The sequence below is a fragment of the Saccharopolyspora sp. NPDC050642 genome (genome assembly GCF_040654735.1).
GTDB lineage: Bacteria > Actinomycetota > Actinomycetes > Mycobacteriales > Pseudonocardiaceae > Saccharopolyspora > Saccharopolyspora elongata.
Genome location: NZ_JBFAIN010000010.1, coordinates 117,195 through 143,712 on the forward strand (window position 1 = coordinate 117,195; position 26,518 = coordinate 143,712).

Sequence of the window (26,518 nt, forward strand, 5' to 3'; positions counted from 1 at the left end):
TCGCCTACCTCAACTGATCAATGGGTGTGGGCGGACGGGGCCGGATGCCCTGATGATCAGCCGCAGAGGCCACGACTGGCATGCGCACTGCCGCCGAGTGCCGGAGTCGGTGATCGGCCGACCTCGGACCGTCCTATATCGTCCCCACCACGCTCACGTCCGCCCGATGAGGTGTGGATCACTGAAATTGATGCGTCGAGGCAGTCGGGAGGGGCGCCGGCCGGGTCGATTTGGCGATGCCAAACGATTTTCGGGGCGCACCACGCCAGGGTTTCGACATATCCATACCCACCGGTAGCCAGGATGGTGTGCTTAGCGGGGCGTTGCCGCCCCCAGGAGAGATAGCTGCAGGAGGTCTGCTCGGTGTTCAGTCGTGTTGCGATCGTCAATCGTGGGGAAGCTGCGATGCGGCTGATCCATGCCGTGCGGGAGGTCGCGGCGGAAACCGGGTCCCGGATCGAGACCGTGGCCCTCTATACCGACGCCGACCGCGCGGCCGCCTTCGTGCGCGAGGCCGATCTGAGCTACGACCTCGGCCCGGCGCAGGCGCGCCCCTACCTCGATCTCGGCGTCCTGGAGCGGGCGCTGACCGAGACCGGGGCCGACGCGGCGTGGGTCGGTTGGGGCTTCGTCGCCGAGGACCCGGCGTTCGCCGAGCTCTGCGAGAAGCTGGGTGTGACCTTCATCGGGCCGAGCCCCGAGGCGATGCGCCAGCTCGGCGACAAGATCGGCGCGAAGCTGATCGCCGAAGAGGTCGGCGTCCCGGTGGCACCGTGGAGCCGCGGCGAGGTCGCCGACCTGGACGCGGCGATCCGCAGCGCGAACGAGATCGGCTACCCGCTGATGCTCAAGGCGACCGCAGGTGGTGGCGGCCGCGGCATCCGGGTGATCAACGACGAGCAGGAGCTGGTCGACGCCTACGAGCGCACCCGGATGGAGGCCGAGCGCGCCTTCGGCAGCGGCGCGGTCTTCCTCGAGAGGCTGGTCACCGGCGCCCGGCACGTCGAGGTCCAGGTGATCGCCGACGGGCAGGGCACGGCGTGGGCGCTCGGGGTGCGGGACTGCTCGATCCAGCGGCGCAACCAGAAGGTCATCGAGGAATCGGCCTCCCCGGTGCTCAGCGCCGAGCAGAGCGGGGAGCTCAAGGCCGCCGCCGAGCGGCTCGCCCTCGCCGTGGACTACCGGGGCGCGGGGACCGTGGAGTTCCTCTACCACCCCGGCGAGCGGCTGTTCGCCTTCCTGGAGGTCAACACCCGCCTCCAGGTGGAGCACCCGATCACCGAGGCCACCACCGGCGTCGACCTGGTCAAGGCCCAGCTGCACGTGGCGTCCGGCGGCAAGCTGGCGGGTGAGCCGCCCGCCGAGCGCGGGCACGCGGTCGAGGCCCGGCTGAACGCCGAAGACCCGGACCGCGACTTCGCCCCCTCCCCCGGCAAGATCGTCCGCTTGGACTTCCCGGCCGGTCCCGGCATCCGCGTGGACACCGGGGTCGGCGAGGGCGACACCATTCCCGCCGACTTCGACTCGATGATCGCCAAGATCATCGCGTTCGGCCGGGACCGCGACGAGGCGCTGGGCCGGCTGCGCCGGGCGATGGCGCAGACCACGGTCATCGTCGCCGGGGGCGCGACGAACAAGAGCTTCGTGCTCGACCTGCTCGACCGGCCCGAGGTGATCGAGGCCACCGCCGACACCGGGTGGATCGACCGGGTGCGCGCGCAGGGCGAGCTCCAGGCGCACCGGCACTCCGCGATCGCGCTCGCCGCGGCCGCCATCAAGGACTACGAGGACGCCGAACTCGCCGAACGACAGCGGTTCCTGGCCGCCGCGCACGGCGGCCGCCCCCAGGCGCGCCACGAGAGCGGCCGGCCGCTGGACCTCAAGCTCCGGGGCGTCGGCTACCGGGTGCAGGTGGCGCGCGTGGGGCACCAGCGGTTCCGGGTCGGCATCGGCACCGCAGGCGGCGGCGACGTCCACCCCGCGGACGTCGAGGTCGAGCGGTTCGACTCGCACGCCGGGCAGATCTCGGTCAACGGGCAGCGGTACCGGCTGGTCACCGACACCCACGGTCCCGTGCACTTCGTCGAGGTCGACGGCGTCGCCCACCGGGTCAGCCGGGACGAGGGCGGTGTGCTGCGCGCACCGGCGCCTGCCCTGGTGGTCGCGACCCCGCTGGAGGTCGGCGCCGAGGTCGAAGCGGGTGCTCCGGTGCTCGTGCTGGAGAGCATGAAGATGGAGACCGTGGTGCGCGCGCCGTTCCGCGCGAAGCTGCGGGAATGCCGGGTGCGGGCGGGCAGCCAGGTCGAGATGGGCGCGCCGCTGCTGCGGCTGGAACCGCTCGGCGACCAAGACGAGGCCGGCCCCGAGCAGCCCTCCGAAGAAGCCGCCGACCTCGCCCTGCCCCAGCGGCCGGACGGTCTCAGCGCGCGGCAGCGGGCGACCCGCGGTCAGCAGGATCTGCGCAGTCTGCTGCTCGGGTTCGACGTGGACCCGCACGACGAGCGCCGGGTGCTGGCGGACTACCTGACCGCCCGGGCGGAACTCGCCGAGGCCGGGCAGCGCCCGCTCACCGAGGAGATCGAACTGCTGGCGGTGTTCGCCGACCTCTCCGAGCTGAGCCGCAACCGGCCGGTCGGGGAAGAGACGAAGGCGGACTCGCGGGTGCACAGCCCCCGCGAGTACTTCCACATCTACCTGCAGAGCCTGGACGTCGAGCGGGCCGGGCTGTCCGAGACGTTCCAGCAGCGCCTCGTCCGGGTGCTCGGTCACTACGGGGTCCACGAGCTGGACCGGGCGCCCGAGCTGGAAGAGGCCGTCTTCCGGATCTTCCTCGCCCAGCAGCGCGCCACGACGGGCGCGGCGCTGGTGACCGACCTGCTGCGGCAGTGGCTCGCTGAGGCGCCTCCGTCCAGCGCGGCCCGCCAGGCCGCGGGCCTGGCGCTGGAACACCTGATCGCGGCCACCCAGCTCCGGTTCCCCGCCGTCTCCGACCTGGCTCGCACCGTGGTCTTCCGCTGGTTCGCCCAGCCCATGCTGCGGCGCCACCGCGCGGAGGTCTACGCGGGCGTGCGCGAGCACCTGCGCCACCTCGACGAACACCCGGACGCACCGGACCGGGCGGAGCGGATCTCCGCCATGGTCACCAGCGCCGAACCGCTGGTCCGGCTGGTCGGGCAGCGCATCGGCCGCGAGGGCACCGATCCGGCGCCGTTGCTGGAGGTGCTCACCCGCCGCTACTACGGCAACCGGGAGCTCGAAAACGTCCGCACGACCCGGGCCGCGGGCTGCACGTTCGTCAGCGCCGAGCACCGGAGCGCGCGCACGCGCGTGGTGGCCACCGCGGTGGACTTCGCGGCCCTGCCCGACGCCGTGCGGGCGTTGGGCGAACTGGCGCCGGACGGCGATCTGGTCGCCGACATCTACCTCGTCTGGGCCGATCAGCCCGAAGACACCGACGCGATGGCGGCAGAGCTGGCCGAGGTGCTCGCGGCCCGACCGCTGCCGAGCCAGGTCAGCCGGATCACCACCACCGTGGCGGGCCGCAGCGGCGCGGTGATGCACCACCACTTCACGTTCCGGCCGTCGCCGGCCGGCTTCGCCGAGGAACGCCTGATCCGCGGGCTGCACCCGCTCATCGCCGAGCGGATGCAGTTGGAGCGGCTGAGCGAATTCGACCTCACCCGCCTGCCGTCGGCCGACGAGGAGGTGTACCTCTTCCGCTGCGTGGCGCCGGACAACCCGTCCGACGAGCGATTCGTGGCACTGGCCCAGGTGCGGGACCTGACGCCGCTCCGGGACGACGACGGCAGGCTCGTCGCGCTGCCCGCCGCGGAAGGCGTGCTCACCGCGTGCCTCGACGCGGTCCGCAAGGCGCAGGCGAAACCCGGCGCGAACAACGGGAACAACCGGTCCGGCACCAACCGGATCACCATCTACGTGTGGCCGCCGAACGAGCTGTCCACGGACGAGCTGAACACCGTCGCGCAGCGGGTGCTGCCCACGACCGCGGGTGCCGGGCTGGAGGAAGTGCTGTTCCTCGGGCGCCGGCGCGACCGGAAGACCGGCGAGCTGAGCGAATTCGCCGTGCGGATCGGCTACGACGCCGGTACCGGGATTCAGCTGTCCGTCATCGAACCGCCGACCGAACCGATCGAGCCGCTGGACAGCTACCGCCAGAAGGTGCTGCGCGCCGCCAAGCGCGGTACCGCCTACCCGTACGAGCTGACCGGCATGCTCGCCGGGCCCGACGGCACGTTCGTCGAGCACGACCTCGACGAGACCGGCGTGCTGGCGCCGGTGGACCGCCCGAAGGGCCAGAACTCGGCGGCCATCGTCGCCGGCGTCATCAGCACACCGACCGAGCGCCATCCCGAGGGCGTGACCCGGGTGATGCTGCTGGGCGATCCGACCAAGGCGCTCGGCGCGCTGTCGGAACCGGAGTGCTCGCGGGTGATCGCCGCCCTGGACCTGGCCGAGCGGCTGCAGGTGCCGCTGGAGTGGTTCGCGCTGTCGGCGGGTGCCCGGATCTCGATGGACTCCGGCACGGAGAACATGGACTGGGTGGCCGCCGCGCTCAAGCGGATCGTCCAGTTCACCCAGGACGGCGGCGAGATCAACATCGTGGTGGCGGGGATCAACGTCGGCGCCCAGCCATACTGGAACGCCGAGGCCACGATGCTCATGCACACCAAGGGAATCCTGGTGATGACGCCGGATTCGGCGATGGTGCTGACCGGCAAGCAGTCGCTGGACTTCTCCGGTGGCGTGTCGGCCGAGGACAACTTCGGCATCGGCGGCTACGACCGGGTGATGGGACCGAACGGCCAGGCCCAGTACTGGGCACCGAACCTGGGCGCCGCGCGCGATGTGCTGATGGCGCATTACGACCACACCTACGTCGTCCCCGGCGAGGCCGCGCCGCGGCGTGCCGGGACGGCCGACCCGCACGACCGGGACATCTCCGGTTTCCCGCACGCGTTGGCCGGCAGCGACTTCACCACGGTGGGCGAGATCTTCTCCGCCGCGAGCAACCCGGACCGCAAGAAGTCCTTCGACATCCGCACGGTGCTGCGGGCCGTCGCCGACCAGGACCACCCCGTTCTGGAGCGCTGGGCGGGGATGGCCGACGCGGACACCGCGGTCGTGCAGGACGCGCACCTCGGCGGCTGGCCGGTGTGCCTGCTCGGGATCGAATCGCAGCCGGTGGCGCGCCGCGGTTTCCCGCCCACCGACGGGCCGGACTCCTACACCGCCGGGACGTTGTTCCCGCGCTCGTCGAAGAAAGCGGCGCGGGCGATCAACGCGGCGAGCGGGAACCGGCCGCTCGTGGTGCTGGCGAACCTGTCCGGGTTCGACGGCTCGCCGGAGTCGATGCGGAAGCTGCAGCTGGAGTACGGCGCCGAAATCGGCCGGGCCATCGTGAACTTCCGCGGCCCGATCGTGTTCTGCGTGATCTCCCGGTACCACGGCGGCGCCTTCGTGGTGTTCTCCAAGGCGCTGAACCCGAACATGACGGTGCTCGCCGTGGAGGGCTCGTTCGCCTCGGTGATCGGCGGCGCCCCGGCGGCCGCGGTGGTCTTCGCGGGCGAGGTCAACACGCGGACGGCGAACGACCCCGCGGTGCGCGAGCTCGAAGAGCTCGTCGCCGAGGCCGACGGCACCGAGCGGGCGACGCTGAACCTGAAGCTGGCCGATGTCCGGGCGGCGGTGCGCGCGGAGAAGCTCAGCGAGGTGGCGGCGGAGTTCGACCGGGTGCACAGCATCCAGCGGGCCGTCGAAGTCGGCTCGGTCGACGCGATCGTTCGCGCCGACGAACTGCGGCCGCGGATCATCGACGCCATCGAGAGCGGAATGCGCCGGGCGTAACCGGTTCCGAGGCATGGGACAGGCCCGTTGACCGCGCGAAAGCATTGGTCAGCGGGCCTTCTCGCGTCTGGCGCGGGAGTGCCCGCGGTCGCCGGTCACCGACTCCGCTGCTGACCGCGGGGCTCCTGCTCCGCGATGCGGGAGCGGGTGAACCAGCCGCGGACGAGGTCGATCAGCGACGGACCGCCCCGCAGGCACCACAGGGCGATGACAGGATCGCAGATCGCGCAGCCGAGGGAGGAGGTGTGCGCGAAGGGCACGATCGGGTTGCCCTTGAGGTGGTGGAGCACGTCCCAGGCGGTGTGCATCAGCCAGGCGACGCCGATGAACGTCCAGGACTCCAGCCCGCGGTAGGCGACGTACGTGGCGACGACGGTGAAAAGGAACTCCCAGCCGCCGAAGCCGCCGCCGCTGAGGTAGGCGGCGCCCGCTCCCGCCACCATGATCGCGTTGAAACGGCGCCGGTGCGGTTCGCGGATCAGTGACATCAGCAGCGCGTACAGGAGGCCGATCAGGATCGGCATGACGTAGATCATGACGGGGTTGCCTTTTCGAGATCCGGACAAGCGGGGTCGGAGGGGGCCAGCAGCCGCGGGGCACGGAGGCGGAAGAACTTCGTCGCGGTCAGCGTTCCGCCTCCGCTCGAACCGTGCGCCGCTCGCCGGTGGCCTTCGAGACCGGAAGGCGCCCGGCCTTGGAGGTCCCCGTCAAGGTGTCGCCGTCGACCGTCACGTCGAAGGCCAGGTTCAGCCGCAGGGGCTTGGTGATGGCCTGCCGCCACGTCAGCCGGTCGCCGTCGAGGACGACATCGCCGAGCGGGACCTCCTCACCCGCTCCGCGGGCTACGCCGGTCAGGACCCCGGCCTCGCGCCGGAGATCGACCACGGCCTTGATCCTGCCGATGGGAGTGGAGATGGACAGGTCCCAGATGCCTTCGACGGACATGCTGCTGTTCTTCCTTGCGGTGTGCACGAACGAATGAGGGCGAAACGAGAAGCGCGGCGCACGGTCAGAAACCGGCGGGCACCGGGCCGTGATCGCGCCAGACGGTGCCGCGGCGCTCATGGGCGAACAACTCCTCCGCGGCGAGCGCGATACGAGGCCCAACTTCGCGCTCCAGCAAGTACAGCCCCAGATCGAGCCCGGAGGTGACGCCCGCACCGGTGACGAGGTCGCCGTCGTCGACGACACGCGCCTGCACCACGTGGACGCCTGTGGCGTCGAGCATGTCGAGGCCCATGTGGTGCGTCGTGGCCCGGCGTCCCTCCAGCAGGCCCGCCATGGCCAGGACGAGCGAGCCGCCGCACACGGTGCTGACCGTCACCTCCGGGTTCTCCATGGCCGCCTTCAGCAGCGCGGGCAGCTCGGTGTTCAGGGTCCGGCCCAGCAGGACGGGGATGAACTCGTCCTGCCGCCACCCCTCGTCGCTCGCATCCTGGTCGGGGACGTCACCGGGCTCGCCGACGCGGCCCGACGCACCGGGAACCACGATCAGGCCCGCGCGCGAGGGGTCGAGGACGGCCGTGGCGCGCAACGCCAGGCCTCCGGTGCCGCTGACCACCTCGCGCGCCCCTTCCGCGGAGACCAGTTCCACGCTCACCGCGCCCGCGGAGGCGATACCGCCGGCGTACAGCACTTCGTAGGGGGCGATGACGTCTAGCGGGTCGAAGCCGTCGAACAGAACGATCTGGACGTGCATGGAAAGTTCCTTCGCGTGAGGGAAAACCGGCCCGGTGCCGGGGACGCCTCCGAAGGTATGCGGTCTGCTCCCCTTGCCCCAGTGGCATGAGTGACACCCTTCAACGGGATAGTGCCACGGCTCGTCGCGAGGGCTCCGAACTCGGGCGGACAACGCATTCCTGGGGTCGGTACCGCGTTTTCCCGCCCGGCGGACAGATATGTTCTCGCCATGCACACCGTCGCCGTCCTCGCCCTGGACCAGGTGATCCCGTTCGACCTGTCCACCCCGATCGAGGTCTTCCCCCGCACCCGCCTCCCGGACGGGCGCCCGGGCTACCAGATCCGCATCTGCGCCGAACGGCCGGAGATCGACGCGGGCGCCTTCACCCTGCGCGCGCCGTGGGGCCTTGAGGGGCTCAAGGGCGCGGACACGATCATCGTGCCCGGCACGGCCACCCCCGCCGCCCCGCTCGCCCCCGCCGTCCGGGACGCGTTGCGCGCGGCGGCCGAGGAGGGCACGCGGATCGCCTCCATCTGCTCGGGCACCTTCCCCCTGGCCGCCACCGGGCTCCTCGACGGCCTGCGGGCCACCACTCACTGGGCCGCGACCGGCCTCCTGGCCACCGCCTACCCGGACGTCACGGTGGACCCGGACGTCCTGTACGTCGACAACGGGCAGGTGCTCACCTCTGCCGGCGCCGCCGCGGGCCTGGACCTGTGCCTGCACATGATCCGCAGCGATTACGGATCGGCCGTGGCCGCCCACGCGGCGCGCCTCTCCGTCATGCCTCTCGAACGCGAGGGCGGTCAGGCGCAGTTCATCGTCCACGACCACGTGCCCGTGCCGCAGGGCTCCGCCCTCGAACCGCTGCTGACCTGGCTGCAGGACAACCTGGGTCGCGACCTCAGCCTCGCCGACATCGCATCCCGCGCCGGAACCAGCACCCGGACCCTGATCCGACGCTTCCGCGAGCAGACCGGCACCACCCCTCTCCAGTGGCTGCACCGCGCCCGCATCCGCCAGGCCCAGCACCTCCTGGAGACCACGAGCCACTCCGTGGAGCGCATCGCCGACCAGGTCGGCTTCGGGTCGCCCACCGCCTTCCGCGACCGCTTCAAACGCACGACCGGTGTCAGCCCGAACACCTACCGCCGCACCTTCAGCTGACGCGACTCGCCTCCCTTCCGGAAGTGCCGGACCAGACCTCGGCAGAGAGCAAGACCGCAGCGCAACCAGAAGCACTGCTGGACAAGGCCTTGAACCAGATGCTCGGCTACGTCCTGTTCGATCGCGACGACGAGTTCCAGCTCCGCACCGCGTGCCTACGCCTGAGCCGCCAGACCAAGCGACTTGCTGTTTCCTCGCCGGACATTCTCCGAACCGCCGCTCCAGGCCCACCCCTCGTCCCGTACCACTTCGCGCCGACTGCTTGAGCAGCCCGGCACACGGGTTCGTCGCGATCGACTACGTCAAGCGCCGGCCGCATTCCCGAGCCCGAAGTAACGGGATGCGGCGCGGAATCCGCTTTACCCGGCTGCGCTGGAGATCGAACAGCCCACCGGGAAAACCCCAGGCAGGCGACCGAAATCGGGTGATCGGGAGACGTCGTTCGGGCGCGGCTGGCATGCTCGACACCCATGGGTTTGTTCGACATGCAGCCGAAGCTCGCCACCGTGCTGGGGAAGGCCTTCCGCTGCCTGGTGTGCGGCTGGCGGGAGTTCTGGTCGCGCGAGGTCAAGCTGAACTCCACCGGGGCCGAGATGTTCGGCTTGGCGTGGGCGAATCAGTCCGCGCTCGGGCTGATCTGCGACCGGTGCGGCTACGTGCACGAGTTCGCCGGGCGGAGGCCGGAGCTGCACAAGGCCGACAAGGGCTACCCGGCCGGGACCGAGGACTAGCGGTCAGGGCGCGGCGGGCCTGGAACCTGCTCCGCGCCGTGCTGATCGGGTCGGTGAACTCCAACGCGGCGGACAGCAGTCGCAGGGGTTCCGGTAGCAGTGGACCGGAGAACATCGCCAAGGCGTCCAGTTTGCTGGCTCATCGCAGAAGAGGATGCAGTCGGGGTCTGTCGGTTTTCGAGGTCGCCTGCACGGATTTTCATGCTCGGCTGCGCTCCTATCCGGGCGCGACGAGACGTGCGCCGGGGAACGAGCTATGCACCGTCGTTGCCATCGCGCAAGGAATGGATCATGCTCCGCAGGATCCGGAACGCGCCTGACTGCTCGGTCTCGGTCATGCCGGCCAGCATTCTGACCTCGACGGACCGGACCGCTACGGTCGCCTTCTCGAGCTTCCGCCGGCCGCGAGGCGTGAGTCGCGCGGGAAGAACCTTCCCGACGGGTGCCTCCGCAGGCCTGGTCACGTGGCCCTCTCGTTCCAGGGTTTGGAGCAGCACGTTCATCGTCTGCCGTGTCACGAACGCGCCCCGGGCGAGCTCGGAGTTCGACAAGCCCGGTCGTTGAGCCAGCAGCTCGAGGCAGGAGTAGTGCGTCACGCTCATCCCGAGCGGCCGCAGCACCTCCTCCATGGCTGTGCGGAGGGCGCTCGACGCCTCTTTCAGCAGGTAGCCCAGTGATGTGTTCAGGTCGACGCCGACACCGTCTTGACTCATGTCAGTATTCTGACATAGATTGACCCGTGTCAGAAAACTGACATGAAAGGAAGGAGCATCATCTTGCCCGCCACCGGCCCCGACTTCATCTCGCTCCAAGCGCGCGACCTCGACGCTTCGCGGGCGTTCTACGAGCAGTACCTCGGCCTCGTCCGCTCGCAGGCCGGACCTCCGCACGCCGTCGTCTTCGAGACGAAGCCGATCGCGTTCGCACTCCGCGACGTCGTTCCCGGCACCGATCTCGCATCCGTTGCTCAGCCCGGCATCGGTGCCGCGATCTGGCTCCACGCCACAGACGTCCAGGCCATTCACGATGCTCTCGTCGCCGACGGTCACACCATCGTCTCCGCACCGATCGACGGCCCCTTCGGTCGGACATTCACCTTCGCCGACCCCGACGGCTACCAGGTCACTCTCCACGACCGCGCCTGATAGGCCGAACGCCACCGGACGATCACCGGCCCCCGCAGACCGCGGTTGCGCCCGAGGCTCGAGAATCCGGGCGACGTTTGTTTACCCCGGGATGATCACCTGTCCGGCTCTTCACACTTGGGGTGGACGGAGTGTGACGTCGAGCCGGGCGGTCGTGGTTCAGCGCGTCGAGAGCCGGATAGAGGTCGAGGTCTCCCGCGGATGGACGTTCCTACGCCGCCCATCCGGAAGACCTCGACGTGCCCGACGCTACCGTCGACGCGGGCGTCGCCCGCGCTGATCTGACTTCCGCCGACTCGACGAACTCGGACTCGAGGTCACCGGCCAACGACTCGACCCCGACCGTGCCGTCCTCGCCTGCCGTGTCGTTGAACCTGACCAGTGGTGCCGGCGCTGCGGGTCGGAGGGATCGCCGATTCCCGGCCAGCGGCACCACCTCCGCACGGTCACGTGACGCGCTGGAGCGCCTCGGGTGTGAGGTCGGCGAGGGTCGGGTAGCCGTCAACGGCCATGATCAGATCGGCCTCGGCCAGGAGCGAGCGGAGGACGTGAACGACTCCGTCGGTGCCGCCGAGGGCGAGGCCGTAGGCGACGGGGCGGCCGACACCGACGGCGGTGGCTCCCAGAGCGATCGCCTTGACGATGTCGGCGCCGCTGCGGATGCCGGAATCGAAGAGCACCGGTAGCCCATCCGCTGCCTCGACGACGGCCGGCAGGGCGTCGAGGGCGGGCAATCCGCCGTTGGCCTGACGACCCCCGTGATTGGAGCAGTAGATGCCGTCCACGCCCAGATCCTTGGCACGCCGAACGTCGTCGGGGTGGCAGAGGCCCTTCACGATCAGCGGGAGCTTGGTGAGCGACCGCAGCCACGGCAAGTCGGCCAAGGTCAGCGGATTGCCGAAGATCTGCGCCCACATCAGGGTTGCGGCCTGCGGGTCTTCCTCCGGCGTCCGGTCCAGGCGCGCCCGGAAGACCGGGTCGCTGGTGTAGTTGGCCAGGCAGTGCCCACGCAGCTGCGGGAAGTTGCTCGTCGCCAGATCCCGCGGCCGCCACCCGGTGACCCAGGTGTCGAGGGTGACCACGATGGCTTTGAAGCCGGCGCGCTCGGCTCGATGCACGAGGCTCTCGGCCAGCTCCCGGTCAGTGGGTGTGTACAGCTGGAAGAAGCCAGGTGTCGCACCGAATTCCGCTGCGATCTCCTCCATCGGATCGGCGGACAGCGTCGAGGCGGCCATCGGGATGCCCGTGTGCGCGGCGGCGCGTGCGGTCGCGAGGTCGCCGTGCCCGTCCTGCGCGCAGATGCCGAGGACTCCGACCGGCGCCATGAACAGCGGAGCCGGCAGCGTCATCCCGAACAGGTCGACGGACAGATCGCGTTGCGCGGCTCCGACGAACATCCGGGGAATGAGACCCCAACGTTGGAATGCGGTGGTGTTGGCCCGCTGCGTGTGCTCATCGCCGGCACCTCCGGCGACGTACGACCACACCGACGGCGGCAGCGCAGCCTGCGCCTTGGCTTCCAGCTCGGCGTGGACCATCGGGAACCGCGGCAGGATCCCGGCAAGGCCGTTGAGGTAGATCTCGTTCTGGTAGGAGCCGAACGGATGGCTCATGGGACAGCCTTTCTCGGTCGGATTTTTCTAGGCATCGGCGACGGCTCCGGTCGGACCACGGGTTCAGCGCGAGCGTGAGCAGGAACAGAACGCCGGGGAGGAAGGTTGCTCGGAACTTCCAGGAGCGCGTAGCCGAGGAAGAAGGCACCCGCCGCGGCGCCGAACACCGTCGCGCTCAATTCGAGCGTGCGCGAGATCGAGGGTTCGGCGTAGCTCAGGTTCAGCCGGTCCAGGTATGAGATCACGTACATCAGGACCAGCACTGGCAACAGCCGCCGCCTGGCCAGCGCGACACCCCTGTCGATCGAGGACTCGTCCAGGGGTGCCGGCCGGGCGGGCTCGGGGACGGATGCAGAGCTCATGTCGTCCTCCCCGAGCCGCTCAGTCGAACAGGTCCGGTTGCTCCTCGGTGATGCGGTCCCACATCGGCCGGAACTGGAACCACCCCGACAACGGGCTGCCGATCTGCTCGCGCACCTGGAGGGCGGTCTCGCGGTCGATCTCGTGCGGATGCCCGGCCGCCATGGCCAGCAGCTGCGCCTGGCAGGAACGTTCCATGGTGACGAACCACCAGGCGGCCTCCGCCACGGTCTGGCCGACCGTCAGCAGGCCGTGGTTGGCCAGGACGACCGCCTTGTGGCCGCCGAGCGCGACACCGATCCGCCTACCCTCCTCCGTGTCGTTGACCACCCCGCGAAAGTCCTCGTACAGGCCGTGGTCTTCGAAGAACGCGCAGGCGTCCTGGGTGATCGGGGACAGATGCCGGCGCAGGGTGGCGAACGCCTTGCCGTGCAAGGAATGCGCATGAGCCGCCGCGACGGCGTCCGGGCGGGCCTTGTGCACTTCGGAGTGGATGCAGAACGCCGCGCGGTTCACCGGCCGGCGGCCCTCCACCACGTTGCCGGCGTGATCGACCAGGATCAGGTCGGAGACCTTGATCTGGCTGAAGCTCATCCCGAAGGGATTGACCCAGAACCACTCGGGGTTCTCCGGGTCGCGAGCCGTGATGTGCCCGGCCACCCCTTCCGAGAAGCCGAGCTTGCCGAACAGCCGGAAGGCAGCGGCCAGTTCCTGCTTGCGGTGCAACCGCTCCTCCTCCACCGAGTCGAAGGCGGGAGGGAGCATCGCCTGGAATCCGGGCGGGGTCGGTCCGAGTCCGATGTGCACTTCGGCAGCTGTCGTCTCCATCAGAAGTCTCCTCGAGGATCAACGGAACGAGTGCGCAGTCGCTTCTCATACAGGGTCGTATGACATACAGATCTGTATGTCATACGGTGCTGTATGGTGAAGCGCGTCACGTCCGGATGTCAATGCCCGTGGAGGAATGCGTTGCCGAAGGGACAGACCAAACGTCGGCCGAAGACCACCGAGCGCCTGCTCGATGCGGCGCTCGAGACGTTCGCCGACCGCGGCTTCTACGGCGCCTCGATCGAGGAGATCTGCGACCGGGCGGACCTCACCCGCGGAGCGTTCTACTACAACTACCGCACGAAGGAAGACCTGTTCTTCGCGTTGTTCGACCTGCACGCCCAACGGATCATCGACCGGCTCACCCAGGCGATCGAAGAGATGCGGGACGCGCCGGACCCGCTGAGCACGCTGATCGCGCGCACCAGCGCGGTCGACGACACCGAGCGCCGCTGGTACCTGCTGTCGACGGAGTTCACGCTCCACGCCATCCGCAACCCCGAGACGGCACGCGCCCTGGCCGAGCACGACCGCCGCCTGCGCGACGAGATCGTGCGACTGCTGGGCACGCTGTTCGACCGCCTGGGCCGGCAAGCCACCGTTGACCTGGACTCACTGGCCCGGCTCATCACCGCCCTGCACGAGGGCGCCCTGGCGCAAAGCCTCGTCGAGCCGGACCAACTGGCCCCGGACGAGCTGGCGACGACCTATCTGCCGCCACTCATCAAGTCCATCTCCCGAAGCCGGGCCAAGCGGAAAACCAGCCCCTGACCGAGTTCCGCACGATGCGGCGTTCGCAACCGGCAGGATCCGCAATGCCGAGATCCGCGAGGTCACCGCACGCCGGCTCGGGCTCGACCCCTGAGCCCGTGGCCGCCTTCCGCATCACTGACGTCAAAACGGCTCAGCGGGAACGCTTTTCGGTGCTGGCGCGGATGCGCAGTTCGGCGTCACGGCGCCTTGGTCGTCGCGAACTCCTCGCGGAGCGCCGCACCGTGCTGGTCGAGCGCGGGCACGGATGCGGACTCGAGTGACCAGGTCGAGTGCCGCGTCGGGGGCGCCGTCACAGAAACGGTGCCGGCAGGCGTGTCCACCCCGAGCCGGCTCAGCTGGGGGTGGCCAGCGAGCTCCGGAACCCCGTTGATCCGGGCGCACGGGATGTCGACCTGCGCGAGCCGGGCGACTGCCTCGTCGGCGGTGAGCGGCGCGAGAAAGCCTTCGACAAGACCGTCGATCTCGGCCCGGTGGGCGACCCGCTCGACGTTCGTGGCGTACCGCTCGTCGCCGGCGAGCTCTGGCCGGTCGAGCAGCCGCTCCGCGAACCGCCGCCACTGGACGTCGTTCTGGATGCCCACCAGCACCATCCCCTCGCCAGCGGTGGGATACGCCCCGTACGGGGCGATGATCGGGTGGTTGAGGCCCACCCGTGGCCAGATCGTGTGCTGGTGCTCCCAATGCAGCAGTGGGACGGCCATCCACTCTGCCATCGCCGCGAACATCGAGACGTCCACAACGCCCCCGGAGCCCGTAGTCGCGCGCCTCAGCAGCGCCTCCACGATCCCGGCGTGGGCGGAGAGTCCCGCGGCGATGTCGCATGCGGACACCCCGACCCGGCCTGGCGCTTCGGGCGTTCCCGTGACCGATGCCAGCCCGGACTCCGCCTGGATCAGCAGGTCGTAGGCCTTCATCTGCGCGTAGGGCCCGGTCCGGCCGTAGCCGGAGATGGTGCAGGCGACGAGCCGGGGATTCGCCTCGACCAGTGATTCCGCTTCGAGGCCGGCGCGGGCCGCTGCACCGGGACCGAGGTTCTGCACGAAGACATCGGCGCGGCTGATCATGGCTCGCAGCAGGGCAGCGTCCTCTTCCCGGGTGAAATCCAGGCAGATCGACTCCTTGCCGCGGTTGAGCCAGACGAAGTAGGCGCTCTCGCCCTGGACCGCACGGTCGTATCCCCGGGCGAAATCTCCCGATGTGCGCTCGATCTTGATCACACGAGCGCCCGCGTCGGCAAGCCGGCACGTCGCCAACGGCGCGGCGACGGCCTGCTCCAGGCTGACTACGAGCATCCCTTCCAGAGGCTTGGTCATCCGAGGGTGTCCTCTCCTGTTCTCGCGCTACTGGGGATGTCGCGGGCCATCACTGGCCAGCCGACTCGCGCTCGATTCCCAGCTCGGCTCCGTACCGAGTCAGCGCTTCCATCGTGTCGGCGGCGGCGAAGGTACCGGCGAACTCACCGACGCTCACATCGATGCCCACGTCCGTGGTCGTGTTCTGCCACGTCTCGAAGAGTCGCTTCTGCGACGCCAGCACCGTTGTGGTGTGGCACGTGACCTTCGCCAGGAAGGTTTCGAGCACCTCCTCCAACCCGCTCGGCTCGACGAGCCGGTTGCAGAGACCGGCGAGCTGCGGTGCGGTGGCCGGGTAAAGATCGCCGGTCAGGATCATCTCCTTCGCGTGGCCGAGACCCACGTACTGCTGCAGGAGGCCGGCGTCGATGACCGACGGGATGCCCAGCTTGATCTCCGGCAGGCCGAAGCTGGACCGCGTCGTCACCAGACGCACGTCGCAGGCGACAGCCAGCTCCAGGGCACCGCCGATGCAGTAGCCGTCAATGGCGCAGATGGTCGTGACGGGTGCCCGGCGGACGCTTGCCAGCATGTCGCGCAGCGCGGAGATGAAGTCCCGCGCGCTGTCGGGAGTCGTTAGGGACAGGAACTCCCTGACGTCCACGCCGGCGCTGAACGCCCGCTCACCGGCTCCCCGGAACACGATCGCGCGGATGTCCGAGGCTCCGGCGATCAGGGCGGGCACGGCGTCGATGTCCTCCCGGCGCATCGCGTTGAGCTTCTCCGGGCGGTCGAAGACGACATGCAGGACGTTGTCACGCTGCTGGACGTCGAGGATTCCCATGGACGTCTCCTTTCATTCTGTGGCGGGGTCAGCTGGGGAGGACCGTGACGGCCCAGATGAGCAGGGGGCCGAACACGGCCATCGCCCCGCCGTAGCCGAGGAGGGAGCGGAAGATCGTCGTGCGTTCGGCTTCCGGGCTCGCGGCCATGACGATCGCACCGTTGATGGACAGGGGGCTGACGTCGACGATCGTCGCTGAGACCCCGACCGCGGCCGCCGCGACGGTGGCACCGATGCCCGAGTCCGCCAGGACGGGGATCAGGATCGGCACCACTGCGGCGATGACTCCGGTCGAGGACGCGAAGGCGGACACGACAGCAGCCATGTAGCAGATCAGCAGGACCGCGATAGCCGGTGCGGCAGCCTGGTCTGCGAGCTCGCCGACCAGGTCCAGCGTGCCGAGGTGCTTCAGCAGACCGATGTACGTGACGATCCCGCACACCAGCATGACGACCGACCACGGGACGTCGGACAGCGCTTTCTTCTGGTCGGCCGGACGAAGCAGGCCGAGCAGAACGGCGAGCGAGACGGCGAGCAGCCCGATGTCGGTCCGGAAGAACACGCTCGCCACGACGAGCAGTGCGATCGCCAACAAAGTGAGGGCGGTCGTGACGGAGGATCGGGGGCCGCCGCCCTCGTTCTCCGTGTCGGCAGGCTCGCCATCAACAGGTCGCGCCGCCGCACCTTGCCCCACGGGAACTCGCAGCGACCTGCGCGCGGCATGGACACCGAACACGACGAGCGCGATGACGACGTTCGCGCAGGCCCCGATGGCGAACATGCCACCGCGGTCGATCGAGAGCTGGTTCGAGGCCAAGAGCTCGCCGATGAGAATCCCGTAGACGCTGATCGGCGACAGGGCGCCCGCCGCCCACCCGTGCATCACCATCAGCCCCATCAACAGGATCGGGATCCGGTTGCGCCGCGCGAAGTCGAGCGCGATCGGGGCGACGATCGGCACCGCGTACAGGGCTCCGATCGCTGAGAACAGGGCGGCGAGCAGGAACATCATCCACGGGACGACGAGGACTCGTCCTCGCACCAGCCGTGCGGTCGCGGCGACCAGCCAGTCGATCGTGCCGTTCGCACTGGCGACGTTGAACAGGAACGTCACACCTACGAGCACCACGAACAGATTGCCCGGGAACTGAGCGAAGATCGTGTCCGCGTCCGTTCCCGAAACCAGCAGGCCCACTACGAACGTCGCCACCAGCGCGAGCGCCCCGAGGTTGAGCGGCAGGACGGTGGCGAGCACGAACGAAACGAGCAGCAGGCCGACGCCTGCCAGGTGGATCCCCATGCTACTGGACCTCGCATCCCACGATGTTGCTCGAACCGTGCGGTGTGGGAGTCCGGTTCAGGAGGGCCAGGGAGCAGACCAGCGACAGCACGACGTAGCCGATCGTCAGCGCCACCACCGAAGTGATCGAGCCCGTCGTGGTGAGCAGGTACTGGCACAGGAACGGCGCGGTGCCCGCGAAGACCGTGGTGGACATCTGGTAGCAGACCGAGATGCCGGTGTAGCGGGTCCGGGCGGGAAAGGCGTTGGAGAGGATTCCGGCCAGGGTCGCGTAGAACATCGAGTGCGGGAAGGTCGCCAGCACCATGCCCACGATGGCCAGTGCGGTAGACCCCGTGCCGATCAGGTAGAACATCAGCGGCATCAGGAAGATCTCCGGCACCAGGATCCAGACGATCGCCTTCCGGGTGTCGAACCTGGTGGCCAGCACTGCGCCGAAGGGCTGGGCCAGCACCTGCGCGATCAGCGCGATCATGATGACCATCAGGAAGGTGGACCGGGAGAAGCCGATGTCCTCGGTGGCCCAGGACAGCGCGAAGGTCGTCTTGACGTACGAGGAAGCCATGCCGATCGCGCCGGCCAGGATGCCGAGCACGACGACCTTCGGCGTGGACCGGAGCACTTCCGCCAGCGGCAGCCGCACGACCGCGCTGGACCGGCGGAGGCTCTCCATCTCCGGCGACTCCTCCAGCCGGGTGCGGATCACGATGCCGACGATGACCAGCACCGCGGAGAACAGGAACGGGATCCGCCAGCCCCACGAGGTGAACTGCTCCTCGGGAAGCTGGGTGATGGCGATGAACGCCAACGTGCCCAGCAGGTTCCCGACCGGCGAGCCCTGTTGGGCGAACGCGCCGAAGAGGATGCTCTTCTTCTTGGGCGCGTGCTCGGTGGCGATCAGCACCGCGCCGCCCCATTCGCCGCCGATCGCGATGCCCTGCAGCATCCGCACGGTGACCAGCAGCAGCGGTGCGGCGATGCCGATCTGGCCGTAGGTCGGCAGCAGGCCGACCAGGGTGGTGGCGATCCCCATCATGGTCAGGGTGATCATCAGCATCTTCTTGCGGCCGAGCCGGTCGCCGAAGTGGCCGAAGATGACGCCGCCCAAGGGGCGAGCGATGAACCCGACCCAGATGGTGGCGAAGGCGACCAGCGTGCCGATGGCCGGCGAGACCGTCGGGAAGAACAGCGCGCCCAGCACGAGCGCGGATGCAGTGCTGTAGATGTAGAAGTCGAAGATCTCGATGGTGGTTCCGACGAAGGCCGCGATTCCGGCCCGGCGGGCCATCCTGGATCGCGCGGCGGAGTCGATCGGAGCCGCGACGCCGGAGGTGTCTTCCGACTTCCCGGTATCGAGCGAACGTGTGGACATGCGGACTCCTTCGTCCAGCAATGAGCGTTTTTCATCCTGGTCGGCCCGCAGCCGCGGGCCGCAAAGCTGCATGTCGATGGGGTGCCGCATGCGCCGCAGGCGCATAACCCACCTACGACACCGGCACCGCCGCGGGTTCTCAGAGGCTTTCTGGCGAGGACGGCCCTGACGCCGTGTATGGACATACATAAGTCAGGGCACCCACAGTCCAGGGAGCCTCTGAGGTTCCGCCACCCGCACCGCCACGCAAAACGAGGCTGGAAAACCTCAGTGAGACCGGGGTCAGAGACTGGTGCGGCCTTCGGCCACGGCGTGTTCCAGCAGCGGAGCAGGTGCCCAGAGCTCGCCATGTGCGGCGTGCAGCGCCTTGATCTTGGCCAGGGTGACGTCCAAACCGGTGGTTCGGGCGTGGTGCATCGGGCCGCCGCGCCAGGCCGGGAATCCGTAGCCTTGGACGTACACGACATCGACGTCCGAGGCGCGCTGCACGATTCCCTCTTCGACGATCCGTGCGCCCTCGTTGATCAGCGCGAGCACGCAGCGGTCCACGATCTCCTCGGTGGAGATCTCGCGGCGCTCAATGCCGGCTTCCCGTGCGCACTGCTCGACGATCTCCTCGACCGCTGGGTCCGGGATCGGTGTGCGGTCGCCCGGTTCGTAGCGGTAGAAGCCGGCGTTGGTCTTCTGCCCGAACCTGCCCTGCTCGCAGATGCGGTCGGGCACCGCCGAGTAGCGCAGGTGCTCGGGGCGAGTCGGGGCGAGGCGCTTGCGGGCGGCCCAGTTGATGTCCAGTCCCACGAGGTCGGACATCGTCAGCGGCCCCATGGCCATGCCGAAGTCCTTCATGGCCTGGTCGATCTGCTGCGGCGAGGCGCCTTCTTCGAGCAGGAACCAGGCTTCGCGCCAGTAGCCGGTGAGCATCCGGTTGCCGACGAAACCCTCGCACACCTTGACCAGCACCGGGATCTTCCCGATGTCGGCGGCGATCCGCATGCTGGTGTCGATCACCTCGTCGGCCGTCCGGGCACCGCGGACCACCTCGAGCAGCCGCATCACGTTGGCCGGGCTGAAGAAGTGCAGCCCGATCACGTCCTGCGGCCTGCTGGTCGCGGCGGCGATCTCGTCGATGTCCAGCCGGGAGGTGTTCGTCGCCAGGATCGCCCCCGGCTTGCACACCGCGTCCAGTTGCTGGAAAACCGCCTTCTTGATGGGCATTTCCTCGAACACCGCCTCGATCACGAGGTCGGCGTCGGCGACGTCGGGCATGTCCAGCGTGGGCTTGATGCGCGCCAGCCGTTGGGTGATCTCGTCCTGGCTGAGCTTCCCCTTGTTCGCGGTGATCTCGTAGTTGCGGCGGATCAGAGCCAGCCCACGATCCAGCGGCGCTTGCTCGCGTTCGAAGACGGTGACCGGGTATCCGGCGTTGGCGAACGCCATCGCGATTCCGCCGCCCATTGTCCCCGCACCGATCACGGCCACCGACTTGACCGGGCGGTTGCCCGGACCGGGTGCCTTGGCCGCCTTGCGTTCGGCGAAGAACAGGTGGCGCAGGGCTTTCGACGTCGGCTCGCCGACCAGCCGTTCGAAGACCGCTCGCTCCCGGTCCAGGCCGTCGGTCAGGGGCAGTTCGGTGGCGTGTTCGACGCAGTCGATGGCGCCGCGCTGCGCGTCGGCGTTGCGGGCTCGCGGGGAGACAGCTGCGCGGGCTGCGGCGAAGTCGACTTCGGCGGCTGCTGGGGCGCGTCGGCCGATCACCGGGTGGCTCGGCGCGTCGAGCACCGTGCGGGCGAATTCGACGCCGCCATCCACCGGGTCGCCGTCGAAGGTCGCATCGGCCAGGCCGAGTGCCACCGCCTTGGCCCCGTCCACCGTGCGGGCGTGCTGGATCATGTCCAGCGCGGCGGCGACCCCGATGAGCCGGGGCAACCGCTGGGTGCCACCGCCGCCGGGCACCAGGCCGAGGTTGACCTCGGGCAGCCCGAGGGTCGCGTCCGCGGTCACCACGCGGTAGTGGCAGCCCAGTGCCAGCTCCAGCCCGCCGCCCAGCGCCATGCCGTGGATCGCCGCGATGACCGGTTTGGCGGACTCTTCGATCGCGGCGATGACCTGGCGCAGCTTCGGTTCGGCATTCGCCGCGGGGGTGTTGAACTGGCGGACGTCGGCGCCGCCGGAGAAGCCGCGGCCGCGCCCGGCGAGCACCACGGCCCGCACCGCCGGGTCGGCGACCGCCCGGGCGATGCCTTCGAACAGTCCTTTTCGGACGGTGTCGCCGAGGCCGTTGACCGGCGGGTTGTCGAGGAGGAGGACCGCGACGTCGTTGCGCCGCTGGTAGGTGGCGGTGGTCATGAGTTCTCCGCGAATCTGGTCAGGTGGTGGCGAACGCCGCCGAAGGTGTGCTCGATGGCGAACAGGCGCTTGACGTAGTGGCCGAGCGCGAGCTCGTCGGTCATGCCGATGGCTCCGTGCAGCTGGATGCCCTGCTGCCGCAGGAGGCGCCCGGCTTCGACGCAGCCGACCTTGGCCGCGGAGACCATCCGGGCACGCACCGCCTGGTCGGCATCGTCGACGTGGCGGGCCGCCAGCCAGGCCAGCGATCGGGCCTGTTCCAGCGCCAGCAGCATGTCCACCCACCGGTGCCGGATGACCTGGAAGTCCGCGAGCCTGGAGCCGAACTGGCGACGGTCCCGGATGTACTGGGTGGTGAGGTCCAGGACGGCGCTCATGACCCCGACCGCTTCCGCGCACAGCGCGGCGGTCGCGGCGTCGAGCGCCTCGTCCAGCACCGGGAAGGCCTGATCGGGAGCTCCGATCAGGGCCGTCTCCGGCAGGTGGAGGTCGGCGAACCGCAGGTCGGTCCCGCGGCGGCCATCGATGGTCGGGTAGTCGCGGAGGTCCAGCCCGGTCTGGTCGCGGTCGACGAGGAACAGCGAGATGCCGGCCTCGGCCGCCGCCTCGCCCGAGGTGCGGGCCGAGACGATGAAGTGGTCGGCTCGGCCGCCGTCGATCACGACGATCTTCTGCCCGGTCAGCGACCAACCGTCGCCGGTGCGCACCGCTCGGGTCTCGACGCTGTGCGGGTTGTGATCCGTCTGCGCCTCGCCGTGGGCGAGAGCGACGATGCGCTCGCCCGCAACCACCTCGGGCAGGATTTCGTCGCAGGCGCGCTGCCCGGGGAGGCCGCTGGCGAGCAACCGTGCGCCCAGCACCGCCGTGCTCACGTACGGTTCGTCGACCAGCCGGCTGCCGAACTCCGCCAGGACTACGGCCGTCGTGCTCGCATCCGCGCCGGAATCCTCGGCGGCCAAGCCCAGCAAGCCCATTTCGGCGAAGGACTTCCAGTGCGCGGGTTCGAGCGTGGTCCGCGGCGGCGGCGGGTACTCGCGGTCCAGGTAGCTGCCGACGGCCTCGGCGATCGCCCGCTGCTCGTCTTGCAGGTCCACGTGCTGCCAGCTGCCTTCGCGCTGGTCCAGCAGGATCTTGGCGATGATGTTGCGCTGGATCTCGTTGGTCCCGCCGTAGATCGAGATCTTGCGCAGGTTCAGGTGGAAGCCGGCGAGCGGCTCCGCCCAGTCCGGGCCGACTCCGGCGCCGTCCAGCGAGAAAGCGCCGTCCGGGTACCGGATGCCGTGCACCCCGGCCACCTCGACCTGCTGCTCGGTGATCCGCTGCGCCAGGTCCGCGCCGAGAAGCCGCAGCACCGACGCCTCGATGCCCAGCCCTCCGTCGGCCAGCACCCGTTCGGTCAGCCGCAGGTTCGTCTCCTGCAAGGCGAGCCCGTCGATCTCCAGCCGCGCCAGTCTCGCGGCGAACACCGGGTCCGTGCTCAGCGGCACCCCGTCGACGACCCGCTGCGCGGCGATCCGCTGGAGGATCGCGAGTTCACGCTTGGCCCGGCCCACCCGTGCGGCGCCGAAGCGTTCCTGCGCCAGCAGGAACTTCGCACAGGTCCAGCCGCCGCCGAGCTCACCGACGAGGTTGTCCACCGGCACCCGGACGTCGTCGAAGAACACGTCGTTGATCTCGGTGTCACCGTCGATGGTGCGGATCGGCCGCACCGTGACGCCCGGCGAACGCATGTCGACGAGCAGGAACGAGATGCCCTCCTGCGGTTTGCCGCCGCTGTCGGTGCGGGCCAGGCAGAACATCATGTCCGCGTACTGCGCGTAGGTGGTCCAGGTCTTCTGTCCGTTGAGGACGAAGTGGTCGCCGTCCCGGTCCGCGCGCAGCTTCAGCGACGCCAGATCGGAGCCCGAACCTGGTTCCGAATAGCCCTGGCACCACCAGTCCTCGCCGGTCAGGATCCTGGGCAGGTAGCGTTCTCGCTGCTGCGGCGTGCCGTACTTCAGCAGCACCGGGCCGACCATGCGCAGGCCGAACGGCGGCGTTTCGGGCGCCCCGGCAATGGCGGCTTCCTCGTCGAAGATCTGCCGCTGAGCCGGAGTCCATCCTGCCCCGCCGTGGGACACCGGCCAGTTCGGCGCGGCCCAACCGCGCGCTTGCAGGATTCCTTGCCAGCGCAGGAAGTCCTGCTTCTCCAGGCGCCGGTGCTCGATGACTTTGCGGCGCAGGTCCGCGGGCAGCTCGGCGGCTATGAAGTCCCGCACCTCGGCCCGAAAAGCCGCCAGTTCCGTGTTGTCAGACATGCTTCTCCTCCAGCTCGAAGCACAGCGGGGCACCGGTGCGGTCCTGCAGTTGCGCGCGGGTGAGCCCGGGAACCATTTCGCGCACCACGAAGCCGTCCATCGTCACGTCCACCGTGGCCAGGTCGGTGTAGACCCGGTCGACCACTCCCGCGCCGGTCAGCGGCAGCGAGCACTGCGCCACCAGGCGTGGTCGTTCGTCCTTGGTGAGGTGTTCCATCACGACGTGCACCCGCTTGGCGCCGGCCGCGAGATCCATCGCACCGCCGACGGCATCGGCCCGGCCGGTGTCTCCCAGCGACCAGTTCGCCAGGTCACCGGAAGCAGACACCTGGTAGGCCCCGAGGACGCAGTAGTCGAGATGTCCGCCGCGCATCATGGCGAACGAGTCGGCGTGGTGGAAGAACGAACCGCCCGGCAGCATGCCCACCGGTGCCTTCGCGGCGTTGGTGAGGTCCGGATCGGGCTCCTCGCCGGGCGTCAGGGCGCGCATGCCGAGGATGCCGTTCTCGCTGTGCACGACGACCTCGTCGGCGGGCGTCCAGTGCTCCAGGGCGAGTACCGGCAGCCCGATCCCGAGGTTCACGTACGAACCGGAGGGGATGTCCCGCGCGACCGCCCGCGCCATCTCCGATCGACTCCGCTTCTCGATCATGCGGTCCTCCCATCCGCGACGACCACCCGCTGCACGAAGATGCCCGGCGTGACCACCGATTCCGGGTCCATCGCACCGAGCTCGCAGGACCGGTCGGCCTGCACGATCGCCGTGGCGGCGGCCATGCACATCAGCGGCCCGAAGTTCCGGCCCGTCTTGCGGTAGGTGAGGTTTCCCCACCGGTCGGCGCGTTCGGCCTTCACCAGCGCGACATCGCCGTGCAGCGGCACTTCGAAGACGTGGCCCCGGCCATCGATGACCCGGGTTTCCTTGCCGTCGGCCAAAGCGGTCCCGTAGCCGGTCGGCGTGAAGAAACCGCCTAGGCCCGCGCCGGCGGCGCGCAGTCTCTCCGCCAGCGTGCCCTGCGGCACGCATTCGTACTCGATGCGGCCCGCCGCGAACGCCTCCGCGAAGACGTGGGATCCGGTGCCGCTGGGGTAGGACGCGATCAGCTTGCGAACCCGGCCGAGCTTGATCAGCCGGGCCAGCCCTTCCTCCCCGGTGCCGCTGTTGTTGCACACCACGGTGAGCTCAGCGGCGCCCTGCTCGGCCAGCGCCTCCAGCAGTTCCACCGGCTGGCCGGCCACACCGAAACCGCTGACCAGGACGGTGGATCCGTCGGCGATGCCGGCCACCGCCTGATCGATGGACTCGACGAACTTGTTGATCACGACCGGACCTCCGCCGGGGACGCCGTGGACAGGATCGCGGTCGCCTCGCTGGAGAAGACCCCGCCATTGCCGTGCACCAAAGCGGTCCGCGCTTCCGGCACTTGCCGCGCTCCCGCCGCACCGCGCAGCTGCTCGACCGCCTCGATGACCAGGAAAATGCTGTACATCCCCGGATGCGCGAAGGACAGGCCGCCGCCGTTGGTGTTCATCGGCAGGCCGCCGCCGGGCTCGATGCGGCCGTCCGAGACGAACGCGCCGCCCTCCCCCTTCGCGCAGAAACCCAGGTCTTCCAGGAACAGGATCGGCGTGATGGTGAACGCGTCGTAGAGCTCGACGACGTCGATGTCCGCCGGGGTCAGGCCCGCCTGGGCGAAGGCGGCGCGGCCGGAATCGACCGCCGGGGTCACGGTGAGCTCCGGCATGCTGGAGATCTGCCGGTGCCAGTGAGCATGTCCGGTGCCGAGCACGTGCACCGGGGCCGGGTGCAGGTCTCGGGCTCGGTCGGCACGGGTCACCACGAACGCGCCCGCGCCGTCGGTGACCAGGCAGCAGTCCCGGACGGTCAGCGGCTCCGAGACCATCTTGGCGTTCACCACGTCGTCGACGGTGAGCGGATCGCGTTTGAACGCAGCGGGGTTCAGCTGCGCCCACTTGCGCGCCGCTACGGCGACCTTCGCGAGCTGTTCACGCGTCGTGCCGTATTCGTGCATGTGCCGTGCGGCGGCGAGGGCGTAGCTGGTCGGCGGGTTGAACGGCTGGTACGGGTGCTCGTACGGCTGCGGGTCCAGCGCGGCGCGCATCTGGTTGACCGCGGTGCTGCTCGGCGCACTGCGCGGAGTGGCGCCGTAGCAGATCAGCAGGTTGTCGCATTCGCCCGCGGCGATGGCCAGCTGGGCGATCTTCAGCGCGGCGATGAACGACGAGCCGCCGAACATGGTGCTGTCGGAGAAGCGCGGGCGGATGCCGAGGTACTCCGCCATCCGCATGACCCACCACGGAGAGGTCAGGCTGGCCGTGATGATGCCGTCGATCTGCTCCATCCGCAGCCCGCTGGCCGCCACCGCCGTCGACGCGGCCTGCGCGATGATGTCCTGCTCGCTGCGGGTGCCCGCGTGCCCGAGCCCGGCCATTCCGGTGCCGAGCACGGCGATCGAGGAGTTGGCCATCACCGCTCCTCCCCCGGTTCGAAGGTCAGCAGCGGGCCGGCTCCGGCCGCCTTGCCGACCACTGCGACGACCGGCATCCCGATCCGGACCGCGGCCGGCTCGATGCCCGTCACGTTGGTCATCAGGCGCGGACCTTCGTCGAGGTCCACCAGCGCGACGTTGTAGGTCTCGTCGTTCCGGCGATGCACCACGGTGGTGGAGTGCACCGTGCCGCGACCCGACGGCTCGACCCACCGCAGGTTCGCCGAGCCGCAGTGCGGGCACAGGATGCGCGGGTAGAAATGGGGCCGGCCGCAGTCCTCGCAGCGCGGAATCACGAACTTTCCGGCTTCGAGACTCCGCTGGAAATAGTCATCGACGCCTACGACCGCCGCTCCGTTGCGATTTAATTCCATGACTTCCAATAACCTTGTG

The 26,518-nt window shown here is 69.4% G+C and carries 23 protein-coding genes and 1 pseudogene; 7 read left to right on the forward strand and 17 right to left on the reverse strand.

Annotation, left to right across the window (positions count from 1 at the left end; genetic code table 11):
- The first annotated feature begins 363 nt into the window (after window positions 1-363).
- Window positions 364-5,865, forward strand: a complete 5,502-nt coding sequence (locus AB0H93_RS18100; protein WP_358573675.1) for a biotin carboxylase N-terminal domain-containing protein — start codon at window positions 364-366, stop codon at window positions 5,863-5,865.
- Between the two features lie 95 nt (window positions 5,866-5,960).
- On the opposite strand, the gene AB0H93_RS18105 is transcribed toward AB0H93_RS18100, so the two are convergent.
- The 3 genes from AB0H93_RS18105 to AB0H93_RS18115 all read right to left on the reverse strand — a co-directional run bounded on the left by AB0H93_RS18105 (window position 5,961) and on the right by AB0H93_RS18115 (window position 7,564).
- Window positions 5,961-6,401 (reverse strand): DUF6010 family protein, encoded by a 441-nt coding sequence (locus AB0H93_RS18105; RefSeq protein WP_358573677.1) that lies wholly within the window; start codon window positions 6,399-6,401, stop codon window positions 5,961-5,963.
- Between the two features lie 88 nt (window positions 6,402-6,489).
- Window positions 6,490-6,810 carry a hypothetical protein gene (locus AB0H93_RS18110; protein ID WP_358573680.1) on the reverse strand — a complete coding sequence of 107 codons (321 nt, stop codon included), beginning with the start codon at window positions 6,808-6,810 and terminating at the stop codon, window positions 6,490-6,492.
- Between the two features lie 64 nt (window positions 6,811-6,874).
- Window positions 6,875-7,564, reverse strand: coding sequence for a DJ-1/PfpI family protein (locus tag AB0H93_RS18115; protein WP_358573683.1), 690 nt, complete (start codon window positions 7,562-7,564; stop codon window positions 6,875-6,877).
- A gap of 210 nt (window positions 7,565-7,774) precedes the next feature.
- Between AB0H93_RS18115 and AB0H93_RS18120 the strand changes: the two genes are divergently transcribed.
- From AB0H93_RS18120 to AB0H93_RS18130, 3 genes are all read left to right on the forward strand, one after another.
- Complete coding sequence (locus tag AB0H93_RS18120) at window positions 7,775-8,713, forward strand: helix-turn-helix domain-containing protein (protein ID WP_358573685.1); 939 nt, start codon at window positions 7,775-7,777, stop codon at window positions 8,711-8,713.
- 23 nt (window positions 8,714-8,736) lie between these two features.
- Window positions 8,737-8,979 carry a hypothetical protein gene (locus tag AB0H93_RS18125; RefSeq protein WP_358573688.1) on the forward strand — a complete coding sequence of 81 codons (243 nt, stop codon included), beginning with the start codon at window positions 8,737-8,739 and terminating at the stop codon, window positions 8,977-8,979.
- A 204-nt stretch (window positions 8,980-9,183) separates the two neighbouring features.
- The gene (locus tag AB0H93_RS18130) at window positions 9,184-9,444 is read left to right on the forward strand and encodes a hypothetical protein (protein ID WP_358573691.1); all 261 of its coding nucleotides are present in this window, start codon (window positions 9,184-9,186) and stop codon (window positions 9,442-9,444) included.
- Window positions 9,445-9,698: 254 nt separating this feature from the next.
- Here the strand turns inward: AB0H93_RS18130 and AB0H93_RS18135 are convergent, their stop codons facing one another.
- Complete coding sequence (locus tag AB0H93_RS18135; protein ID WP_358573694.1) at window positions 9,699-10,157, reverse strand: MarR family transcriptional regulator; 459 nt, start codon at window positions 10,155-10,157, stop codon at window positions 9,699-9,701.
- A gap of 63 nt (window positions 10,158-10,220) precedes the next feature.
- On the opposite strand from AB0H93_RS18135, the gene AB0H93_RS18140 reads away from it, so the two are divergent.
- Window positions 10,221-10,589 (forward strand): VOC family protein, encoded by a 369-nt coding sequence (locus AB0H93_RS18140; RefSeq protein ID WP_071511784.1) that lies wholly within the window; start codon window positions 10,221-10,223, stop codon window positions 10,587-10,589.
- Between the two features lie 239 nt (window positions 10,590-10,828).
- Window positions 10,829-11,001: pseudogene (locus tag AB0H93_RS18145) on the forward strand (ISL3 family transposase); the annotation flags it as partial.
- 34 nt (window positions 11,002-11,035) lie between these two features.
- Here AB0H93_RS18145 and AB0H93_RS18150 read toward each other — a convergent pair.
- Genes AB0H93_RS18150 through AB0H93_RS18160 form a run of 3 tightly spaced genes read right to left on the reverse strand, consistent with a single transcriptional unit; the run spans window position 11,036 to window position 13,390 of the window.
- Window positions 11,036-12,202, reverse strand: a complete 1,167-nt coding sequence (locus AB0H93_RS18150) for a lactate 2-monooxygenase (protein ID WP_358573697.1) — start codon at window positions 12,200-12,202, stop codon at window positions 11,036-11,038.
- On the reverse strand, window positions 12,199-12,564 hold the full coding sequence (locus AB0H93_RS18155; protein WP_358573699.1) for a hypothetical protein: 366 nt from the start codon (window positions 12,562-12,564) through the stop codon (window positions 12,199-12,201). Before AB0H93_RS18155 ends, AB0H93_RS18150 begins: the two co-directional genes overlap by 4 nt.
- A gap of 19 nt (window positions 12,565-12,583) precedes the next feature.
- On the reverse strand, window positions 12,584-13,390 hold the full coding sequence (locus AB0H93_RS18160; protein ID WP_358573702.1) for a class II aldolase/adducin family protein: 807 nt from the start codon (window positions 13,388-13,390) through the stop codon (window positions 12,584-12,586).
- Between the two features lie 141 nt (window positions 13,391-13,531).
- Between AB0H93_RS18160 and AB0H93_RS18165 the strand changes: the two genes are divergently transcribed.
- Window positions 13,532-14,161, forward strand: coding sequence for a TetR/AcrR family transcriptional regulator (locus tag AB0H93_RS18165; RefSeq protein WP_358573705.1), 630 nt, complete (start codon window positions 13,532-13,534; stop codon window positions 14,159-14,161).
- A gap of 179 nt (window positions 14,162-14,340) precedes the next feature.
- Here AB0H93_RS18165 and AB0H93_RS18170 read toward each other — a convergent pair whose 3' ends face one another.
- The 10 genes from AB0H93_RS18170 to AB0H93_RS18215 form a co-directional block, all read right to left on the reverse strand.
- On the reverse strand, window positions 14,341-15,477 hold the full coding sequence (locus tag AB0H93_RS18170) for a CaiB/BaiF CoA-transferase family protein (protein WP_358573707.1): 1,137 nt from the start codon (window positions 15,475-15,477) through the stop codon (window positions 14,341-14,343).
- Between the two features lie 49 nt (window positions 15,478-15,526).
- Complete coding sequence (locus AB0H93_RS18175) at window positions 15,527-16,300, reverse strand: enoyl-CoA hydratase-related protein (protein ID WP_358573709.1); 774 nt, start codon at window positions 16,298-16,300, stop codon at window positions 15,527-15,529.
- 28 nt (window positions 16,301-16,328) lie between these two features.
- Entirely contained in the window at window positions 16,329-17,600 is a 1,272-nt protein-coding gene (locus AB0H93_RS18180; protein WP_358573711.1) for an SLC13 family permease, read from the reverse strand.
- Between the two features lies 1 nt (window position 17,601).
- Entirely contained in the window at window positions 17,602-18,972 is a 1,371-nt protein-coding gene (locus AB0H93_RS18185) for an MFS transporter (protein ID WP_358573714.1), read from the reverse strand.
- A gap of 282 nt (window positions 18,973-19,254) precedes the next feature.
- Entirely contained in the window at window positions 19,255-21,318 is a 2,064-nt protein-coding gene (locus AB0H93_RS18190; RefSeq protein WP_358573717.1) for a 3-hydroxyacyl-CoA dehydrogenase NAD-binding domain-containing protein, read from the reverse strand.
- Window positions 21,315-23,615, reverse strand: a complete 2,301-nt coding sequence (locus AB0H93_RS18195; protein WP_358573719.1) for an acyl-CoA dehydrogenase family protein — start codon at window positions 23,613-23,615, stop codon at window positions 21,315-21,317. The genes AB0H93_RS18190 and AB0H93_RS18195 overlap by 4 nt, the downstream gene beginning before the upstream one ends.
- Window positions 23,608-24,267, reverse strand: a complete 660-nt coding sequence (locus AB0H93_RS18200; protein WP_358573722.1) for a 3-oxoacid CoA-transferase subunit B — start codon at window positions 24,265-24,267, stop codon at window positions 23,608-23,610. Before AB0H93_RS18200 ends, AB0H93_RS18195 begins: the two co-directional genes overlap by 8 nt.
- Window positions 24,264-24,938 carry a 3-oxoacid CoA-transferase subunit A gene (locus AB0H93_RS18205; RefSeq protein WP_358573724.1) on the reverse strand — a complete coding sequence of 225 codons (675 nt, stop codon included), beginning with the start codon at window positions 24,936-24,938 and terminating at the stop codon, window positions 24,264-24,266. The genes AB0H93_RS18200 and AB0H93_RS18205 overlap by 4 nt, the downstream gene beginning before the upstream one ends.
- Entirely contained in the window at window positions 24,935-26,104 is a 1,170-nt protein-coding gene (locus AB0H93_RS18210; protein ID WP_358573726.1) for a thiolase, read from the reverse strand. The genes AB0H93_RS18205 and AB0H93_RS18210 overlap by 4 nt, the downstream gene beginning before the upstream one ends.
- On the reverse strand, window positions 26,104-26,499 hold the full coding sequence (locus tag AB0H93_RS18215; protein WP_358573993.1) for a Zn-ribbon domain-containing OB-fold protein: 396 nt from the start codon (window positions 26,497-26,499) through the stop codon (window positions 26,104-26,106). Before AB0H93_RS18215 ends, AB0H93_RS18210 begins: the two co-directional genes overlap by 1 nt.
- Window positions 26,500-26,518: the final 19 nt, after the last annotated feature.

Bases quoted from the DNA above. Each gene is read 5' to 3' on its own strand.
- AB0H93_RS18135 (WP_358573694.1), bottom strand. From the start codon at position 10,157: ATGAGTCAAGACGGTGTCGGCGTCGACCTGAACACATCACTGGGCTAC.
- AB0H93_RS18160 (WP_358573702.1), bottom strand. From the start codon at position 13,390: ATGGAGACGACAGCTGCCGAAGTGCACATCGGACTCGGACCGACCCCG.
- AB0H93_RS18150 (WP_358573697.1), bottom strand. From the start codon at position 12,202: ATGAGCCATCCGTTCGGCTCCTACCAGAACGAGATCTACCTCAACGGC.
- AB0H93_RS18210 (WP_358573726.1), bottom strand. From the start codon at position 26,104: ATGGCCAACTCCTCGATCGCCGTGCTCGGCACCGGAATGGCCGGGCTC.
- AB0H93_RS18175 (WP_358573709.1), bottom strand. From the start codon at position 16,300: ATGGGAATCCTCGACGTCCAGCAGCGTGACAACGTCCTGCATGTCGTC.
- AB0H93_RS18180 (WP_358573711.1), bottom strand. From the start codon at position 17,600: ATGGGGATCCACCTGGCAGGCGTCGGCCTGCTGCTCGTTTCGTTCGTG.
- AB0H93_RS18185 (WP_358573714.1), bottom strand. From the start codon at position 18,972: ATGTCCACACGTTCGCTCGATACCGGGAAGTCGGAAGACACCTCCGGC.
- AB0H93_RS18215 (WP_358573993.1), bottom strand. From the start codon at position 26,499: ATGGAATTAAATCGCAACGGAGCGGCGGTCGTAGGCGTCGATGACTAT.
- AB0H93_RS18130 (WP_358573691.1), top strand. From the start codon at position 9,184: ATGGGTTTGTTCGACATGCAGCCGAAGCTCGCCACCGTGCTGGGGAAG.
- AB0H93_RS18200 (WP_358573722.1), bottom strand. From the start codon at position 24,267: ATGATCGAGAAGCGGAGTCGATCGGAGATGGCGCGGGCGGTCGCGCGG.
- AB0H93_RS18155 (WP_358573699.1), bottom strand. From the start codon at position 12,564: ATGAGCTCTGCATCCGTCCCCGAGCCCGCCCGGCCGGCACCCCTGGAC.
- AB0H93_RS18110 (WP_358573680.1), bottom strand. From the start codon at position 6,810: ATGTCCGTCGAAGGCATCTGGGACCTGTCCATCTCCACTCCCATCGGC.
- AB0H93_RS18195 (WP_358573719.1), bottom strand. From the start codon at position 23,615: ATGTCTGACAACACGGAACTGGCGGCTTTTCGGGCCGAGGTGCGGGAC.
- AB0H93_RS18105 (WP_358573677.1), bottom strand. From the start codon at position 6,401: ATGATCTACGTCATGCCGATCCTGATCGGCCTCCTGTACGCGCTGCTG.
- AB0H93_RS18115 (WP_358573683.1), bottom strand. From the start codon at position 7,564: ATGCACGTCCAGATCGTTCTGTTCGACGGCTTCGACCCGCTAGACGTC.
- AB0H93_RS18190 (WP_358573717.1), bottom strand. From the start codon at position 21,318: ATGACCACCGCCACCTACCAGCGGCGCAACGACGTCGCGGTCCTCCTC.
- AB0H93_RS18120 (WP_358573685.1), top strand. From the start codon at position 7,775: ATGCACACCGTCGCCGTCCTCGCCCTGGACCAGGTGATCCCGTTCGAC.
- AB0H93_RS18170 (WP_358573707.1), bottom strand. From the start codon at position 15,477: ATGACCAAGCCTCTGGAAGGGATGCTCGTAGTCAGCCTGGAGCAGGCC.